The 17,785-nt window shown below is 65.7% G+C and carries 14 protein-coding genes; 7 read left to right on the top strand and 7 right to left on the bottom strand.

Annotated features, from left to right (window positions below; all coding sequences use genetic code 11):
* Positions 1–181: 181 nt before the first annotated feature.
* Complete coding sequence (locus ACIGGF_RS13535) at positions 182–1,069, top strand: polysaccharide deacetylase (RefSeq protein WP_397521824.1); 888 nt, start codon at positions 182–184, stop codon at positions 1,067–1,069.
* A gap of 25 nt (positions 1,070–1,094) precedes the next feature.
* Here the strand turns inward: ACIGGF_RS13535 and ACIGGF_RS13530 are convergent, their stop codons facing one another.
* Together ACIGGF_RS13530 and ACIGGF_RS13525 are read right to left on the bottom strand one after the other, a co-directional pair.
* Positions 1,095–2,924 carry a DUF222 domain-containing protein gene (locus tag ACIGGF_RS13530; protein WP_397521823.1) on the bottom strand — a complete coding sequence of 610 codons (1,830 nt, stop codon included), beginning with the start codon at positions 2,922–2,924 and terminating at the stop codon, positions 1,095–1,097.
* Between the two features lie 48 nt (positions 2,925–2,972).
* Positions 2,973–4,805 (bottom strand): multicopper oxidase family protein, encoded by a 1,833-nt coding sequence (locus ACIGGF_RS13525; RefSeq protein WP_397521822.1) that lies wholly within the window; start codon positions 4,803–4,805, stop codon positions 2,973–2,975.
* A 117-nt stretch (positions 4,806–4,922) separates the two neighbouring features.
* Between ACIGGF_RS13525 and ACIGGF_RS13520 the strand changes: the two genes are divergently transcribed.
* The gene (locus ACIGGF_RS13520) at positions 4,923–5,993 is read left to right on the top strand and encodes an ABC transporter ATP-binding protein (RefSeq protein ID WP_397521821.1); all 1,071 of its coding nucleotides are present in this window, start codon (positions 4,923–4,925) and stop codon (positions 5,991–5,993) included.
* Positions 5,994–6,033: 40 nt separating this feature from the next.
* On the opposite strand, the gene ACIGGF_RS13515 is transcribed toward ACIGGF_RS13520, so the two are convergent.
* Positions 6,034–7,056, bottom strand: coding sequence for an aspartate-semialdehyde dehydrogenase (locus tag ACIGGF_RS13515; protein WP_397521820.1), 1,023 nt, complete (start codon positions 7,054–7,056; stop codon positions 6,034–6,036).
* A 3-nt stretch (positions 7,057–7,059) separates the two neighbouring features.
* Positions 7,060–8,325 carry an aspartate kinase gene (locus ACIGGF_RS13510; protein WP_397521819.1) on the bottom strand — a complete coding sequence of 422 codons (1,266 nt, stop codon included), beginning with the start codon at positions 8,323–8,325 and terminating at the stop codon, positions 7,060–7,062.
* Between the two features lie 148 nt (positions 8,326–8,473).
* On the opposite strand from ACIGGF_RS13510, the gene ACIGGF_RS13505 reads away from it, so the two are divergent.
* Both ACIGGF_RS13505 and leuA read left to right on the top strand, forming a co-directional pair.
* Positions 8,474–10,162, top strand: a complete 1,689-nt coding sequence (locus tag ACIGGF_RS13505) for an FUSC family protein (RefSeq protein ID WP_397521818.1) — start codon at positions 8,474–8,476, stop codon at positions 10,160–10,162.
* A gap of 151 nt (positions 10,163–10,313) precedes the next feature.
* On the top strand, positions 10,314–12,125 hold the full coding sequence (leuA, locus tag ACIGGF_RS13500; protein ID WP_397521817.1) for a 2-isopropylmalate synthase: 1,812 nt from the start codon (positions 10,314–10,316) through the stop codon (positions 12,123–12,125).
* A 76-nt stretch (positions 12,126–12,201) separates the two neighbouring features.
* On the opposite strand, the gene ACIGGF_RS13495 is transcribed toward leuA, so the two are convergent.
* Entirely contained in the window at positions 12,202–13,098 is an 897-nt protein-coding gene (locus ACIGGF_RS13495) for a LysR family transcriptional regulator (protein ID WP_397521816.1), read from the bottom strand.
* Positions 13,099–13,170: 72 nt separating this feature from the next.
* Here ACIGGF_RS13495 and ACIGGF_RS13490 point away from each other — a divergent pair, with 72 nt between their 5' ends.
* The 3 genes from ACIGGF_RS13490 to ACIGGF_RS13480 are packed head-to-tail and all read left to right on the top strand — an operon-like array spanning position 13,171 to position 16,077.
* A complete protein-coding gene (locus ACIGGF_RS13490; protein ID WP_397521815.1) occupies positions 13,171–14,067 on the top strand; it encodes an EamA family transporter in 897 nt (298 codons plus the stop codon).
* A 50-nt stretch (positions 14,068–14,117) separates the two neighbouring features.
* Complete coding sequence (locus ACIGGF_RS13485) at positions 14,118–15,380, top strand: MurT ligase domain-containing protein (RefSeq protein ID WP_397521814.1); 1,263 nt, start codon at positions 14,118–14,120, stop codon at positions 15,378–15,380.
* Entirely contained in the window at positions 15,373–16,077 is a 705-nt protein-coding gene (locus ACIGGF_RS13480) for a type 1 glutamine amidotransferase (RefSeq protein WP_397521813.1), read from the top strand. Before ACIGGF_RS13485 ends, ACIGGF_RS13480 begins: the two co-directional genes overlap by 8 nt.
* 20 nt (positions 16,078–16,097) lie before the next feature.
* Here ACIGGF_RS13480 and ACIGGF_RS13475 read toward each other — a convergent pair whose 3' ends face one another.
* On the bottom strand, positions 16,098–17,132 hold the full coding sequence (locus tag ACIGGF_RS13475) for a type IV toxin-antitoxin system AbiEi family antitoxin domain-containing protein (protein WP_397521812.1): 1,035 nt from the start codon (positions 17,130–17,132) through the stop codon (positions 16,098–16,100).
* Between the two features lie 41 nt (positions 17,133–17,173).
* The gene (gene recR / locus ACIGGF_RS13470; protein WP_397521811.1) at positions 17,174–17,782 is read right to left on the bottom strand and encodes a recombination mediator RecR; all 609 of its coding nucleotides are present in this window, start codon (positions 17,780–17,782) and stop codon (positions 17,174–17,176) included.
* Positions 17,783–17,785: the final 3 nt, after the last annotated feature.

Below are 17,785 nucleotides of genomic sequence, written 5' to 3'. Positions count from 1 at the left end.
CGCCTGCCGTGCCGATTCGCTGGCAGGACTGCCCCTCGACGAAGTACTCGGCCTTCTGGGAAATACACGACGGTGGCGTTCCAGGTGTTCGAGCCATGGGAGCCGCGCACCTGCTGGACGCGGCGACTCGGTCCGACCGTCCATCAGTTTGTCCCGACTCGCAGCGGGCAATACCCCGGCCATGGCTCTCCCCTCGCATGGCCGGTTCGAGCACTCCCCCATCGTCGATCGGCCACAGTTCGAGTGGCCGGGCGGCGCGCGTCTCGCGGTGTACGTCGCGGTCAACTGCGAGCACTTTCCGTACGACGACGGAAAGCCGGGCCTGGGTTACACGCCCGCGATGGACCAACCCAACACGTACAACTGGGGCTGGCGTGAATACGGCAACCGCGTCGGCGGGTTCCGCATCGCAGAGACAATGCACAAGTGTGGGATTCGGCCGACGTTATTGGTCAACACCGAGGTGTACGAGCACGCCCCGCAGCTGGCCGCGGCGTTCCGTGGTCTGGGTGCGGAAGTCGTCGCGCACGGCCGAACGAACGCAGTGCAACCGAACGACCTGGGCGAGGACGCCGAGCGTCGCTCGATCGACGAGGTGACGACGGCTATCGAGCGTCACGAAGGCTCGCCGCCCCGAGGATGGATGAGCCCCGGCGCAAACCCGAGCCGCTTGACCGAGGACTTGCTCGCGGAGCGCGGGTACGAGTACAGCTTGGACTGGCCCATCGATGACCAACCCGTCTGGCTCGACACCCGCGGCGGCCCGCTCCTCAGCGTCCCGTATCCCCATGAGATCAACGACCTGCCAGTGTTCGTTCATCACCATCAGACCGCAGAAGCATTCGAGCACAACATCGTCGACAGCTTCGACGAACTGAAGGAGAACTCGGTGCTGCAACCAGTGGTGCTCGCTGTTTCGCTGCACACCTTCCTGACCGAACAGCCCTACCGGCTCCGACGGTTCCGAGCCGCACTGAAACACATGACCGACAACAGCGACGGCGTCTGGTTCACCACCCCCGGCGACATCGCAGCGCATTACCGCACGGTTGTACCTCCCGGCCGATAGATCGGCAGGACCGTAGGGCGCAGAGTCAGGCTGCCGGCCGTTTTCGTCGGTGGTAGCTCGGGAGGGGTTGTCTTCGGGGGTCGACGGATTCGGGTGGGGTGGCGTACGGGTGGCCGTCGTCGCCCATGAACATCTGCCAGTCGCCGTGGTGGACGAGGCGGTGGCATTCCCCGCAGACCAGCGCCAGGTTGTTCAGGTCGGTTCTGCCTCCGTGTCCCCAGAATTTGATGTGGTGGGCTTGGCACCACTGCGCAGGTCGGCCGCACATCACGCAGCAGCGGTCGCGGATGGTCAGAGCGATGCGCTGGTCGTCGGTGGCCAGTCGTGTTGTGCGTCCGAGTGCGAGCGGGACGCCGTGGTGGTCGACGATAACTGGGGTCAAGTCGGCGTCGCAGGTGAGCAGCTCGGCGAGGTGACGACTCATCGGGCCGGTCCAGTCGAGGTGGAACGGCCAGTCGGCGTCGCCCGGCTCGGGGGCAGCCTTCTCCCGGACACGATCACCCTCGGGCCCGCCACCGGCACCGGCACCGCCGTAAGCATCTCGGCCGCCCGGCTCGAAGGCAGACTGCTCCCGGGCACGATCACCACCGGCCTCGACCCGGCCGTGAGCAACTCGGCCGTCCGGCTCGATGACAGACCTCTGTCCGGCTGCGTCGCCTCCGGCACCGGCACCGGCCCCGGGCCCGGCCCCGGCGTGAGCAACTCGGCTGCCCGGCTCGGGGACAAACCTCTGCCCGGCAGCATCACCACCGGAACCGACCCGAACATCGGTATCGCCTGAGGCTGCGCCTACCGGACGTCGGACAGGGCTGACGCTGCCGTCACCGCCGTCCGTAGGATCCGCGGCGATCCCAGCCGTTCCCGCCGAATCCGGTGTCGTGCTCTCGGTTTGCTTCTCACTGCCGTGGGCGAGCAAGTCTCGTAGTGGGACGATCAGGTGCACCGATGCTCGCGACCCGCCCGCAGTCCCACGGCTACCACCGCTCAGGTGCCTGTCGAGGATCTGATCGAGTGCATCGGCCCGGCGCTTCGAGGGGCCACGCGAATCACGCTCCCCACCGGGACCGGGCCGCGGCGCAGTCAACTCCGACAGGGCAGTGAGCAACTTTTCCGCCAGGAGTCGGTCGACGTCGCCGCCGACCTGATAGCGGCCGTTCGCCAGAGGATGCAGATCGAACCTGTTCAGCGCTGGGTTCTCCGACACCGGTCGCGGTGCCGGACTCGGCGGAACAGGCTCGGGCGCAGGCGGTTCCGGATCCAGCAGTGTGCCCTCGGCGGTACCCGGACCATCGCCTCGTCCCGCCTGATCCCGCCGTTCTCGATCGCGTCTTTCCTGTTCCTGCCGTTCCCGGTCGCGGCGTTTCTTCTCCGCCTGCTCGTGCCGGGCGCGAGCGTCCTCGGCCGCCGAATGCGCCAGCGCCTGCGCGCGTGAGGTGACCGCACCTGCGGTGCTCCGAAGAGCTGTCTCGAGCAGTTCGGCGACGATTGCGTCGCGTCGTTGCTCGTCGAGGGTGGGGTCGGCCACCAGCACGACGTCGTATCCCTCGGCGACCGCTGCGGCGTGCGCGGCATGGATCCGACCACCGGCGAGGGCGTCGAGCACCGTGTGGTGATCGCCCAGCCAGTACCCCAGCGCATTCTGGCGGGCCGCTGACCCGTCGGTGATGCGCACCGATCGGGCGAACCAACGAGTGACGGACGAGTGCCCGAGCTTCATCGCCACACCGCGTCGATCGATCTCGGCGAGCAGCGTCAATCGCGTTGCCGCGAGCGCATTCTCGCGGGAGGTCACGTCAGCGAGCCCGGAGACCAATTCCTGGTCGCCGAGCCCGAACACATCCCCCCATGTCTTCACACCACGAAAGCTATACCTACCCACCGACAGGTTCTCGGTGGCGCGAAACTACGGAGCGACAGTGCGGTACCGCAGCATCATTTCGTGGTCCTCGTGGTCGAGCATGTGGCAGTGCCACATGTATCCCTGCAACTCGGTCGGCCCCGTTGCAGGCATGTCGTGGCCACCCATGTCGTGCCCACTCATGTCGTGACCGCCGTGGTGGCCGGCCGGTCCTGCGAAGGTGGCGTCGGGGTCGAAGCCGAGTTCGTCGGCCGTCGGGAAACGCACGAGGATCTGGGTCACGGTGCCCGGGTAGGTGTTGACGGTGTCCTTCCACCCGGCTTCCCAGGTGGCCGGCGGCACCGAGGGCCCGGTGAGGAACTTTTCCACCGGCGGTGCCCATTTGGTGCCGAAGCTCGGCCGCGGGAAGTCGCGCTGGTACGCGGCGAGGTCGATGGGGATGCGTCCCAACGTCCGAAAATGCGCCAGGTGCAGGTGAATCGGGTGCGGCTCCACCGTCGTGTTGACGATGTTCCACATCTCCACCGTCCCCTGCTTGGGCATCTCGATGTCCGGGTCGGAGTACCGCAGGTTGTTCAGGTTCATCAGCGTCATGTCCAGGTTCAACCCGCCGGACGGCTGATTGACGGTGACGGTGCGCGTGAAGGTGGGGGTCGGCAACGCGGGCAACAGATCCGGCTGACCCTTCCCTCCGCGCAGCAACGACGGCATGCCGCCGCGGAAGCCGGCAGCGGACGCGACGCGGAACTGGCAGAACATCGGCATCGGGACGGCACCGAGGGACGCGGCCTGCGCGGGCGGCGGCTCGTCGTTGAGGAGCTCGACGAGGCCACCGGCCTCGACCGCTCCGAAGTCGACCAGAATGTCCGCGCGCTCGGCGGGCGCGAGACGGATACTGGTGGTCTCCACCGGAGCGTCGAGCAATCCGCCGTCGGTTCCGATGACCCAGAAGCGAAGTTTGTTGGTGAAGAACAGGTTCCACACGCTGTACGACCCAGCGTTGACCAGCCGCAGCCGGTACATACCCCGGGCCACTTCCATCGTCGGCCAGATCTTGCCGTTGACGACGCCCACGTCGCCGGTGCCGCCGCCTTCCCACTTACCCTGCGGCACAGTGATGTTGGAGCGGATGCTCATGCTGCCGTCGGGATTCATGATCTTTTCTTGAAGCACCAACGGCAACTCGAATTCGCCGGAAGGCAGTCCGAGGGCGTTGTCGGACGTGCCGGTGTCCCAACGGTCTCGAACGAGGTTCATGCCGAGCAGGCCCGCGTAGACGTTGATGCGCGTCATCGACATCGCGTGGTCGTGGTACCACAGCCCGGCAGCGTCGTTGAGCCCGGAGAAGTTGTGCGTCATCGACTCACCGGGGCGCACCAGCATCTCGGAATGCCCGTCGCTGGCGGGTTCGGTGATACTGCCGTGGAAGTGCAAAGCGGTCGGCGTCATCGTGCGGTCCATCTCGCTCATGCCGTGCAGCGAGGTGTCGACGTCAGCAGCGAGAGGATTGCCGGCGGTGGTGTTGGAGTACTTCAGCTTCCATGGCTGCCCGGTCTGCGATTCGATGGTGGGCCCGAGGTAATCGCACTGGCCGTAGCCGAAGGTAGGCGCAGGCCGCAGATCGGCGTGGAACGCGTGGGTGGCACTGTGCGCGTCGAGCGAGATCTCGGTACCGCTGATCAGCGGCAACCGCGGCAGTTCGTCGCGGAACGGCGTCAGCTGCGGCGAGTGGAACAGCAGTGGGCTCTGACCGCGGAGAAAGTCGTCGGCCAGTGCTCGACGGGTTGTCGATGCCACCGGAAGCGCCGCTGCTCCGGCTGCCACTGCGGCCACCGCCAGCCCACGTAGGGCGGTTCGTCTGGATACGGAGCCGCTCACCCGGCCACCTTCCTCCTGGTTGTGATTGGGCCCATACTATGTGCTGGTCGGCTCCCGCCGTCACCCCACACTCGGATCGTCCGGCACGTTCCTGCCGGTGGAGGGATCTATTTCGTCATGGCAACAATCTCGTTCGAGCGCACGACCAGGCTTTTTCCCGGCTCCGACACCCCCGCGGTGAACGAGCTCGACCTGCACATCGAGGACGGTGAGTTTCTCGTTCTGGTCGGTCCCTCGGGCTGTGGCAAGTCGACCTCGCTCCGGATGCTCGCGGGCCTGGAAGAGGTCAACTCGGGACGCATCCTTATCGGCGGCAAGGACGTCACCAACTCCGAACCCAAGGATCGGGACATCGCGATGGTGTTCCAGAACTACGCGCTGTACCCGCACATGACCGTCGCGGAGAACATGGGCTTCGCGTTGAAGTTGGCGAAGGCCAACAAGGAAGACATTCGCACTCGCGTCGAGGAGGCCGCCAAGCTGCTCGACCTCGAGCCGTACCTCGACCGCAAGCCGAAGGCCCTCTCCGGCGGGCAGCGGCAGCGAGTTGCCATGGGCCGCGCCATCGTTCGCCAGCCCCAGGTGTTCCTCATGGACGAACCGCTGTCCAACCTCGACGCAAAGCTGAGGGTCCAGACGCGGACGCAGATCGCTCAATTGCAGCGCCGACTCGGCACGACGACCGTCTACGTCACGCACGATCAGGTCGAGGCCATGACGATGGGTGACCGTGTCGCGGTGCTCAAAGGTGGTGTGCTGCAACAGTGCGCCAACCCGCGCGAGCTCTACCGCACTCCCGTCAATGCGTTCGTCGCCGGGTTCATGGGCTCACCGTCGATGAACCTGTTCCGTGCTCCGGTCACCGACGGCGGTGTCCGTCTGGCCGATCAGGTCATTCCGGTGTCGCGCCAGACCCTCGGTTCGGCCACCGAGGTGATGTTCGGTATCCGTCCCGAGCACATCGAAATCGCCGACAGTGGGATTGCTCTCGAGATCGACGTGGTCGAGGAACTCGGTTCCGAGGCCTTCGTGTTCGGACGAGCCGACATCAACGGCAAGTCCGAAACCATTGTCGCCCGGGCCGATTGGCGCAGCCCGCCCGAGAAGGGCGACCGCGTTCACGTCCGCATCGACGACGCGCACGCTCACATCTTCGACGCGTCCGCCGAGGGTCACCGGCTGAACTGACCCAACGTGCGCGTTGTGCACAGCACAACGCGCACGAAGGTCAGACCAGCAGCTCGGCGATCTGAATCGTGTTCAGCGCGGCACCCTTACGCAGGTTGTCGCCCGAGACGAACAAAGCCAGTCCGCGGCCCTCGGGAACGCCCGGGTCCTGACGGATGCGGCCGACCAAGGAATCGTCCGCGCCTGCGGCCTGCAAAGGCGTCGGGACGTCGACCAGCGAAACACCGGGTGCCGAGGCCAGCAACTCGCGAGCTCGCTCAACCGACAACGGCGAAGCGAACTCCGCGTTGATCGACAGCGAGTGACCGGTGAACACCGGCACGCGCACGCAGGTGCCGCTGACCAGCAGATCCGGCAGCCCGAGGATCTTGCGCGATTCGTTGCGCAGCTTCTGGTCCTCGTCGGTCTCGCCGGATCCGTCGTCCACCAACGCGCCGGCCAGGGGCAGGACGTTGAAGGCGATGGGCGCGACGTACTTGTTCGGGGCCGGGAAATCGACAGACGAACCGTCGTGCACCAGCTTCTCGACGTCGTCGATGACGGCGCGGGCCTGGGTGGCGAGCTCGTCGACGCCGGCGAGGCCGCTACCGGACACCGCCTGGTAGCTCGAGACGATCAGTCGCTGCAGGCCTGCTTCGTCGTGTAAGACCTTGAGCACCGGCATCGCGGCCATGGTGGTGCAGTTGGGGTTGGCGATGATGCCGCGGGGCGGGTTCTTCGCCGCCTCGGGGTTCACTTCGCTGACGACCAGCGGCACGTCGGAGTCCTTGCGGAACGCAGACGAGTTGTCGATGACGACAGCGCCGGCCGCGGCGAATCGCGGGGCCTGCTCACGAGAGAGCGTGGCACCGGCCGAGAACAGTGCGATGTCGATACCGGTGAGGTCCGCGGTGGACGCGTCCTCCACGATGATTTCCTCGCCGCGGAACGGTAGTTTCTTGCCGGCCGAGCGCGCCGAGGCGAAGAATCGAACGGTGTCGGCGGGAAAGTTGCGCTCCTCCAACAGGGTCCGCATGACGGCACCGACCTGGCCGGTGGCTCCAACTACTGCAACTGTGGTCATCTTCTATCGTCCTGTTCCCGCGTGTACGACTGCTTCTTCGTCCCCGCCGAGATCGAAGGCGGCGTGCAGCGCGCGCACGGCGTCGTCGAGCTGAGTGTCGCTGCACAGCACCGAGATACGGATCTCGGAGGTGCTGATGAGGTCGATGTTGATACCGGCGTCGGCCAGGGCCTCACAGAACGTCGCGGTGACGCCGGGGTGGCTCTTCATGCCGGCACCGACGAGCGAGACCTTGCCGATGTGATCGTCGTAGAGCACCTGCGCGAAGCCGATCTCGCCCTGCAGCTTGGTGAGCTTCTCCACCGCCGTCGGGCCGTCGGCCTTGGGGCAGGTGAAAGTGATGTCCGTCTTGCCGGTGTCGATCTTGGAGACGTTCTGCAACACCATGTCGATGTTGATTTCGGAGTCGGCCACGGCGCGAAAGACCTTGGCGGCGTAGCCCGGTGTGTCGGGCAGACCGACGACGGTGACCTTCGCCTCGCTGCGATCGTGTGCGACGCCGGTGAGAATTGCTTCTTCCACGGGGATGTCCTCCATAGATCCGGAGACGATGGTTCCGGGTTTGGTGGTGTACGACGAGCGCACGTGAACGGGAACGTTGTAGCGACGGGCATATTCGACGCAGCGCAGCATCAGCACTTTCGCGCCGCACGCCGCCATTTCGAGCATCTCCTCGAACGAGACGGTATCGAGGTGGCGGGCGTTGGGCACGATGCGCGGATCAGCGGTGAAGATGCCGTCGACGTCGGTGTAGATCTCGCAGACATCTGCGTTCAATGCCGCGGCAAGGGCGACGGCGGTGGTGTCGGATCCACCGCGGCCGAGGGTGGTGACGTCCTTGCTGTCCTGGCTGACGCCCTGGAAGCCGGCGACGAGCACGATCGAGCCCTCGTCGAGCGCGCTGCGGACGCGTCCAGGAGTGACGTCGATGATCTTGGCGTTGCCGTGCACGCTGGTGGTGACGACGCCAGCCTGCGAGCCGGTGAACGAGCGTGCCTCGGCACCGAGCGAGTGGATCGCCATCGCGACCAGTGCGTTGGAGATACGTTCACCCGAGGTGAGCAGCATGTCCATCTCGCGAGCCGGCGGAGCCGGGCACACCTGCTGCGCCAGGTCGAGGAGTTCGTCGGTGGTGTCGCCCATCGCCGATACGACGACGACGACGTCGTTGCCCGCCTTCTTGGTCTCGACGATTCGTTCAGCGACGCGTCGGATACGTTCGGCGGTTCCCACCGACGACCCACCGTACTTCTGGACGATCAGAGCCACGCGTATTACCTCCGCTGGATAGCCGACAACCGTTCGATTGTCCGGGGGTCACCTTACCGAGCGAGTGCCCCGAGCGGTGTTCCGGGTTGCTCCGAGCTGGGACTTTAGGGCGGTTCGCCTGCGGATTCGCCTGCCCTAACATGTTCGGGTGACAGTTCCCGAGCATCGCCCACCCCCGCCCGCCCGAGGTCTGCGGGTGCTCTTCGGGCTTCCCGCCGTCGGCCGTCGTTGGCCCGGTGGTCTGCGCTCGGCGCTGGCGTTCGGAATCCCCGCCATCGCGGCCTGGGTGCTCGGGTTCCACACCGAGGCGTTGCTGGTGGTCTCGGGCAGTTTCGCCGTGATCTACGGCGAGGGCCGGCCGTATCGTTCGCGGTGGTGGGTGGTGCTGACCGCGGGGGCTGCGCTGGTCGCGTCGGTATGGCTCGGGGCCACGGCCGGTCGACTCGCCCTCGACTTCGGCGACACCGGGTGGGCACGGATGATCCCGGTCGGAGTGATGTCGGTACTTGCGTTGGTCGCGGTCTACGTCGTAGCGGCGCTGCGGCTCGGCCCACCGGGAGCCTTCTTCTTCGTGCTGGTGTGCGCGGTGGCGTCGTACCTCCCGGCTGCCGACATCAGCGCGACTCGCGGTGCCGTGTGCGCGGCGATCGGGGTGGCATCGGCGCTGGTGGTCGCCATATCCGGGGTCGTGCGTGACCCGAGAGGTCCCGAACGGGCGGCCGTCGTCGCGGCGGTGGCCGCCATCGAGAAATACACCACATCGCCGATGCCCTCCGTGGCCGATAGACATGCCGCGGCCTCGCGACTGCACGCGGCCTGGGCCGCGGTGTACGAGGCCGGATCGGCGCGGTTGGCATCGCGTCCGGTCTTGGTACAAACCCTGTTCGACGCGCATCGCGCGTTTGCGACGAGCACGTCGGCGCTCGCCGGTGCCGTCCCGGATCCCGAAAGCGCGGTCGAATCACCACGCGACCAGCTGCCGCTGGCTCGTCCGAGTATTGGGTACAGGTTGCGGCGGTCGTTGCATCGAGATTCGCACGCGGCGTCCACGGCGATCCGAGTGTTCTGCGCGGCGGCAGCGGCAGGCGGCATCAGTGTGGCGCTGGATCTGAGCTGGCCGGATTGGGCGATCCTCGGCGCGGTTCTGGTGCTGCAACAGGGCCCGGATCGCGTCCACGGCACGTACCGCGGTATGCAGCGGCTCGGCGGAACTCTCGCCGGAGTGGTGCTGTTCGCGGCGATCTATGTTTCGCCGCTGACGGGTCTTGCAGTGATCGTGGTGCTGATGGTGCTGCAGTTCGCGATCGAGATCAGCGTTGCGCGCAATTACGGTCTCGCAGTCACCTTCATCACGCCGCTCGCGTTGTTGATGGGCACCATCTCCCATCCCGGGGCACCTCTCGGTGACATCGTCGTGGATCGGGTGGTGGAGACCGCGGTGGGTGTGGCCCTTGCCTTCGCGGCGTTGTGGTTGTTGTTGCCGGCCGCTTTTCGGCGCGCGCTGCTGTGGTCCGATCGACGGGTTCTGCAATCGACGGCCCGCTTGCTGGCGGTGCTGAGGATCGAGACGGCAACGGCGGCAGTCGCTCTGGAGCTTCGACGGGACGTGCAGTTCGAGCTGGTCGGTGCCGCACTCGCGGGAGCCGAAGCGGCGCACAACGATCGCCGTTGGGCGCACCAGGTGTGGGACCGGCATGCAGAAGTGGATCACCTCGGATACGAACTCCTCGCCCGGTGTTGGACCGCCGCCGGTGTCGAGCAACTGAACGACATCGAACAATGGCAGCGCAGGCACGACGCGATTGCCGAAAAGTTCGACCCCCGAACCCTGGGGTAGACGGTCGGTCTGCGGTAGTACACTCACCCCATGCTGCGAGCTCTCCTTCTTAACAGCCGCGACGGGGTTTGAGACCAGACTGGCTTCCCGTCGCGGGGTTCGTTGCGCCGGTCGAACACATTGCTCTGATCTGTACGGAGAGACGAAGACCATGTCACCAGCCGACGCATTCACCTCGGGATCGCGCACCATCACCCCGCCCTCGCGGCCCGCACCCAGCGACCAGCCCGTGTGGAACACCCAGAAGAACTCCTCGATGCCCACCTTCCGCTATCGGCCGTTCGCCGAGGAAGTGGAATCCATCTCCCTCCCCGACCGCACGTGGCCGGACAAGATCATCGACCGGACGCCGCAGTGGTGTGCAGTGGATCTGCGCGACGGCAACCAGGCGCTGATCGATCCGATGAGCCCCGCGCGAAAGCGTCGCATGTTCGACCTGCTGGTTCGGATGGGCTACAAGCAGATCGAGGTCGGCTTCCCGTCCGCCAGCCAGACCGACTTCGACTTCGTCCGCGAGATCATCGAGGACGGCGCGATCCCGGACGACGTCACCATCCAGGTTCTGACGCAGTGCCGTCCCGAACTGATCGAGCGCACCTTCGTCGCGTGCGAGGGCGCTCGCAGCGTCATCGTGCACTTCTACAACTCGACGTCGATACTGCAGCGCAAAGTCGTGTTCCGCGCCGATCGTGACGTCATCAAGAAGATCGCGACAGACGGTGCGCGCAAGGTGCTCGAAGAAGCTGCCAAGTTCCCCGATACCGACTGGCGCTACGAGTACTCCCCCGAGTCCTACACCGGCACCGAACTTTCCTACGCCAAAGAGGTGTGCGACGCGGTCACCGCGATCATCGATCCCACACCCGAGAAGCCGCTGATCCTGAATCTGCCGGCCACCGTCGAGATGGCGACTCCCAACGTCTACGCCGACTCGATCGAGTGGATGAGCCGAAACCTCGACCGCCGCGACAGCATCGTGCTGTCACTGCATCCGCACAACGACCGCGGAACCGGTGTTGCCGCAGCCGAACTCGGCTACCAGGCCGGTGCCGACCGGATCGAGGGATGCCTGTTCGGCAACGGCGAGCGCACCGGCAACGTCTGCCTCGTCACGCTGGGCCTGAACCTGTTCACCCGCGGCGTGGATCCGCAGATCGACTTCTCCAACATCGACGAGATTCGCCGAACGGTGGAGTACTGCAACCAACTTCCCGTCGCCGAGCGCCACCCCTACGGCGGCGATCTGGTCTACACCGCATTCTCCGGAAGCCATCAGGACGCCATCAATAAGGGCCTCGACGCGATGAAAGTCACTGCGGACGAGCAGGGTACGGACATCGGCGACATCACCTGGCAGGTTCCGTACCTGCCCGTCGACCCCAAAGACGTCGGCCGCACCTACGAGGCCGTCATTCGCGTCAACTCGCAGTCCGGCAAGGGTGGCGTCGCGTACATCATGAAGTCCGATCACGGGCTCAACCTGCCGCGTCGCCTGCAGATCGAGTTCTCCCAGGCCGTACAGCGCATCACCGACGGCGAGGGCGGCGAGGTCTCGCCCAAGGAGATGTGGGACGTCTTCGCCGAGGAGTACCTGACGCCGATCCGGCCGCTCGAGCGCATCAAGCAGTCGGTACAGGCTGCCGAGGTCGACGGCGGAACCGACACGATCACCGCGACGGTGAAGGTCGACGGCGTCGAGCAAGAAATCTCGGGCTCCGGCAACGGTCCCCTCGCCTCGTTCGTCGACGCGCTGTCGAGCATCGGATACGACGTCAGCGTCCTCGACTACTCCGAGCACGCCATGTCCGCCGGCGACGATGCGCAGGCCGCGGCCTACGTCGAAGCCTCGGTGACCTCACCTGCCGGAGTTGCCACCACGGTCTGGGGCGTCGGCATCGCGACGTCGATCACCACCGCATCACTGCGTGCGGTGGTCTCGGCTGTGAACCGCGCACTGCGCTGACCTGCACGCCGAAGCCGCCCATTCTTGCGAATGGGCGGCTTTCTCGTGCGTCGAGGGTGAGAATCCGCCGATGCGACTACGCTCTGGTCGTTGCGTTCGCCTCCGCCTCGAAGGCGTCGGTCACCGCAGCGATTGCGGGTAATCGACGCGCATCGGGCCGGGTTGCCAGTTCGTAGATTCGACCCGCTCTGACACCGGAGAGCTCTCGGCGCACCAGATGGGGATGTACGACGGCATATCTGGGCATCAGAGCGACTCCATGCCCGGCGGCTACGAGGGTCTCTGTCACTCGGAAGTCGTTGATACGTTGCATCACTCGCGGCTGGACACCGGTTGCGGCGGCCACCGACAGCAGCACGTCGTCCACCGGAAATCCGCCACGCACGCTGATCCAGCGTTCGTCGACGAGATCCCTCAGATCGACCGAACCGTGCTGCGCCAATGGGTGCCTCGGCGGTAGCACCAGGTCGATGGGTTCGCGCATCAACGCAGCCACCTCGATGCGGGGGCCCGCGGTTGACGGAGCCCGCTCGTCTCGATGAGTGAGCACCACGTCGTAGTCGGCAAGTAATTCGGGCACCGAGGAGGCGGGAAGGTCTTCGTCGCGGGCGTCGATATCGACGTCCGAGTCCGCGAGACGGGTCAGTACGCCGGGCAGCAGCAGTGCCGCACCTGACGGGAACAGTGCCACGCGTACACGCCCCCGCGGGGAGGCTCGATAGCGGTCCATTTCCGCGGCGGCGCGGGCCAGAGCCGCGAGAACATCGTCGGTTCGCAGCACCAAGGCACGTCCCGCGTCGGTGAGACGCAGCCGACGCCCGTCGGGCTCGAGCAGTGTCACGCCGGCCTCGCGAGCCAGCAACTTGAGCTGTTGAGACACTGCCGACGGAGTCATGGACATCGCGTCGGCGACGGCAGCGACGGTGCCGCGGTCTGCGAGTTCTGCGAGAATCCGCAGCCGCTCCACATTCATACAGTAAATCTTAACTGTCGATGCGATTTTATTCGATTGTGCTGATCATTAACGGCCATCACGATAGACACCATGACCACTCGCGACCGCCTGCTCGGACTGACCGTCGCCGTGCTGTGGGGCCTGAACTTTCTCGCCATCCGCGTCGGGCTCGATCACTTTCCGCCCTTCTTCTTCGCCGCGCTGCGGTTCCTGGTCATCGCCATCCCCGTCATCGTGTTCGTCCCGCGGCCGAAGGTGCCACTGAAGTGGTTGCTGCTCTACGGCTTCGGCTTCGGCTTCCTGCAGTTCGCCTTCCTGTTCGCAGCGATGGCCACTGGAATGCCGACCGGATTGGCATCGCTCGTGCTGCAGTCGTCCGCACCGTTCACCGTCGTTCTCGGCGCGGTTCTGCTGCGCGAACACGTCTCCCGCAGGCAAGCCATCGGCATTGCGATCGCCGTGGTCGGCATGGTGCTGATCGGTTGGGACCGCGCCCAGAACGCCACCCTGCTGCCGGTGATCCTCACCCTGCTGGCGGGCCTCGGATGGGCGTTCGGCAATCTCGGGAACCGGCTCGCCAAGTCGGATTCCCCGATGACACTGATGCTGTGGATGACCGTCGTGCCGCCGGTGCCCATGTTGGCGCTGTCGGCCGTCGTCGAGGGTCCGAGCACGGGCTGGAATGCGCTGGCCGAGTCGTTCGGGCCCCAAGGTTGGCCCGGTCTGGTCGCGTTGGCCTACATCGTGATTCCGGCCACCATCATCGGAAGCGGCCTCTGGAGCATTTTGATGAGCCGCAACCCGGCGGGGCTCGTCGCGCCGTTCTCGCTCATGGTTCCCGTCGTCGGCATCGCCGGTGCATGGGCCTTTCTCGACGAAACCCCCTCAGTGCTGGCCCTGCTCGGCGGCGCCATCGTGATCGGCGGCTGCCTCGGGGGTATGGCCGTCCGCCGACCCGTCGAAGTGCTGGAGAAAGCACCTGTGTAGGCACAACCTCCAACGTGAAACTGAGCGCGGTTCTGTGCCAGACTCGGCGCATGATTGAAGTGGGTGAGCGCAGGCGTATCGGCGCGCGGGGCCGCGTGGCATTGCGCGCGGCGGAGCTGGCGACCTGGGCGTCCCGCAAAGCGGGCCGGGGCAAGGGTTCGATGATCGGCGGGCTGGTCGCGCTCAAGATCGACCCGAAGATACTCGGCGGGCTCGGACGCGGACGACGCACCGTCATCGTCACCGGCACCAACGGCAAATCCACCACCACACGCATGACCGCGGCGGCGCTGGCCACACTCGGTGACGTCGCCACCCAGGCCGATGGCGCAAACATGGACGCGGGCATCGTCGCGGCGCTGCACGCTCACTTCGATGCCGAGCTCGCCGCGCTCGAGGTCGACGAACTGCACGTCCCCCATGTGTCCGACGCGGTGGACCCGGCAGCGATCGTGTTACTCAACCTCAGTCGCGATCAGCTCGACCGCGTGGGCGAGATCAACATGATCGAGCGCAAGCTGCGCGCCGGATTGGCCCGGCACCCCGAGACCGTCGTCATCGCCAACTGCGACGACGTCTTGGTCACCTCGGCCGCATTCGACGCCCCGAACGTCGTGTGGGTCGCCGCCGGTGGCGGGTGGGCAGGCGACTCGGTCAGCTGCCCCCGAACGGGCGAGCCCATCCTCTGGGACGGCGAGCATTGGTACAGCACCGGTAGCGATTTCAAGCGTCCGACGCCCGACTGGTGGCTCGACGACGAGAACCTCTACGGCCCCGATGGTCTCGTTCTCCCGATGACGTTGTCGCTGCCAGGAAAAGCCAACCGAGGCAACGCCGCTCAAGCAGTAGCGGCCGCCGTGACGCTGGGCGCAACGCCTGCCGACGCCGTCGCAGCCGCGTCGAGCGTCGACGAGGTAGCCGGTCGCTACTCCACCGTCCAGTACGGATCCCATTCCGTCCGAATGCTTCTGGCCAAGAATCCCGCGGGCTGGCAAGAAGCGTTGTCGATGATCGATCCCACCTGCGACGGCCTCGTCATCGCAGTCAACGGTCAGGTGCCGGACGGTGAAGATCTGTCGTGGTTGTGGGACGTTCGCTTCGAGCATTTCGAGAACGTGGCCGTTGTCGCCGCCGGCGAACGAGCGACCGACCTCGGGGTGCGCCTGCTGTATGCCGGCTCGCCGCACACCACCATCACAGATCCGTTGCAGGCCATTGCTTCCTGCCCACCCGGACGCGTCGAGGTGCTGGCCAACTACACTGCGTTTCGCGATCTCGGTCGCGCGTTGGCACGGGAGGCTCGCCATGTCTGAGTCCACAGTTCGCATCGGCCTCGTTCTGCCCGACGTGATGGGCACGTACGGCGACAACGGCAACGCGCTCATTCTGCGGCAGCGGCTACGCATGCGGAACATCGATGCCGAGGTAGTGCAGATCACCCTCACCGACCCGGTTCCCGACTCGCTCGACGTGTACACCCTTGGCGGAGCGGAGGATTCAGCGCAACGCTTGGCTACCCGTCACCTCACCCGGTACCCGGGACTGCAGAACGCCGCAGCGCGGGGCGCGCCCGTATTGGCCATCTGCGCGGCAATCCAGGTCCTGGGCCACTGGTACGAAACCTCTGCCGGCGAACGCGTAGACGGCATCTCACTGTTCGACGTCACCACCGCACCGCAAACGACACGTTCGATCGGTGAGGTCGTCACCGAGCCCGCGCTGGAGGGTCTCACCCAGAAGCTCACCGGATTCGAGAACCACCGCGGTGGAACAACTCTCGGTCTGGACGCATCTCCACTCGCCAAGGTCACCCACGGGGTGGGCAACGGCGTGGGAGACGGACGAGAAGGCGTCGTACAAGGTTCGGTGCTGGGGACGTACATGCACGGGCCGGTACTCGCCCGAAACCCGGAGTTGGCCGACTACCTGCTGGAGCGAGCGTTGGGAACCACTCTCGCTCCCCTCGAGCTGCCCGAGGTGACGCAGCTTCGCAAGGAGCGGCTCCGATAGTGCCTGCGGCAGTGGTGCGGTTAAGTCCCCTGGGCGGTACCTAATCGCACCACTGCGCATCGCTCGCACTCGTGGGAAGCATCTGTCCACCCCTCCCGCACCAAGACCTCACGTACCTCGCGGTACACCCCGCACGGGTCTTGGCTCACTTCCTGCCACCCATAGACCAGCCGAGGGCGTTCGCTGAGCTCGGCGGCATTGTCTCGCAGACGGTCTCGAAACCTGACATTTCTGGCCGCATGGAATTGTTGCCCGTCGAGGCGAACGATGAGCCCACCTTCCGAATATTCGACATCCTCGAACAGCACACGATCACCGACGTGGTGTGGCGCCTGACGACGCCCGGACGGCAACCCGTGCGCACGTTCTACATCGGTTGCGTACCTGAATTCGAGAACGGACTGAACGCCACCAGCCAGCAACGACAGGGCGTCGAGCAAAATCTTCTTGTACCGCCGCGGCCGCCGCAGTTCGAGTTTCCGACGCATCGCCGAAACGGAGACTCTCCCGTTGGTCATGGCCGAGACGAAGGCAGCGGCCCCCTCGTGCGCCGTCGGAGCGGATACAGCCAAGTCCAAGACCGTGTCTTCTTTACTCGTCCGCCGCGGATCCGTGTCGACACCGATGTGTTGGATGGCCAATGACCGGTGCAACACAACGCCGGGATGGATACAAGCATTGCTGAGCGAAGTCGGCCGGATCAAGACATGCCGCAACGTCGGCGGTTGGCTGATGGCAGAACAATTACGCGGCACAGTCAGGTGGATGGGACCGGGAGTCCTACGCAACATCCCCCACTCGTGTGCGGCAGTGTCATGGCTCAGGATTGCGCTGCCGCCTCCGTACAACAACGCCGCCTGCAGCTCCATCTCACGGTTGAGCGGACCGTTGGTCACGCAGATGACGTTGCGAAACACCCGAAGCCACTGGCCGGTCTCGACGTGATGACGGACGGACCTCGGAGTGATTCCGCACGCGCGAAGCTGAACGGTGGTCGCTACGCCATGTTGAGCGTCGAGCAGCGAGCGAAGGAGCCGGGTCTCGTCGTTGTCCATGGCGGGATGGTGCACCAGGGGTACGACACTCGCTTCGCCACTCACATCCGCCGACGACCGGTCAGAGCCCTGCCGAGCGTAAGTTCGTCGGCAAATTCGAGGTCGCCGCCCATCGGAAGACCGGAGGCGAGGCGGGTGATCGCCAGGCCGGGGAAGTCTCGCATCATGCGCACCAGGTACGTGGCCGTTGCTTCGCCCTCGGTGTTGGGGTCGGTAGCGATGATGACCTCGGTGACGTCCACTCCGTCGTCCTGAGTTCCCACGCGGGTCAATAACTCTCGGATGCGCAGCTGGTCCGGCCCGATGCCGTTGAGTGGATCGAGCGCCCCACCGAGCACGTGGTAGCGGCCTTTGAACTCCCTCGTACGTTCCACGGCCTGAACGTCTTTGGGTTCTTCGACGACGCAGATCATGGATCTGTCGCGTCGCGAGTCGGCGCAGATTCGGCACAGTTCCTTGTCCGAGACGGTCCCGCAGACGATGCAGAACTGCACTCCGTCGCGGATGCGCTGCAGTGCGCGCATCAGCCGGTCCACCTCAGGCGGTTCGACGCCCAAGAGGTGAAAGGCTATGCGCTGAGCGCTTTTCGGACCGACCCCGGGAAACTTTCCGAGCTCGTCGATCAGATCCTGAACCGGACCTTCGTACACCGC

It is taken from the genome of Rhodococcus sp. NPDC078407 (assembly GCF_044542515.1).
GTDB lineage: Bacteria > Actinomycetota > Actinomycetes > Mycobacteriales > Mycobacteriaceae > Rhodococcoides.
The sequence above is the reverse complement of the archived record's forward strand: the minus strand, read 5'-3'. Positions and strand labels throughout refer to the sequence as shown.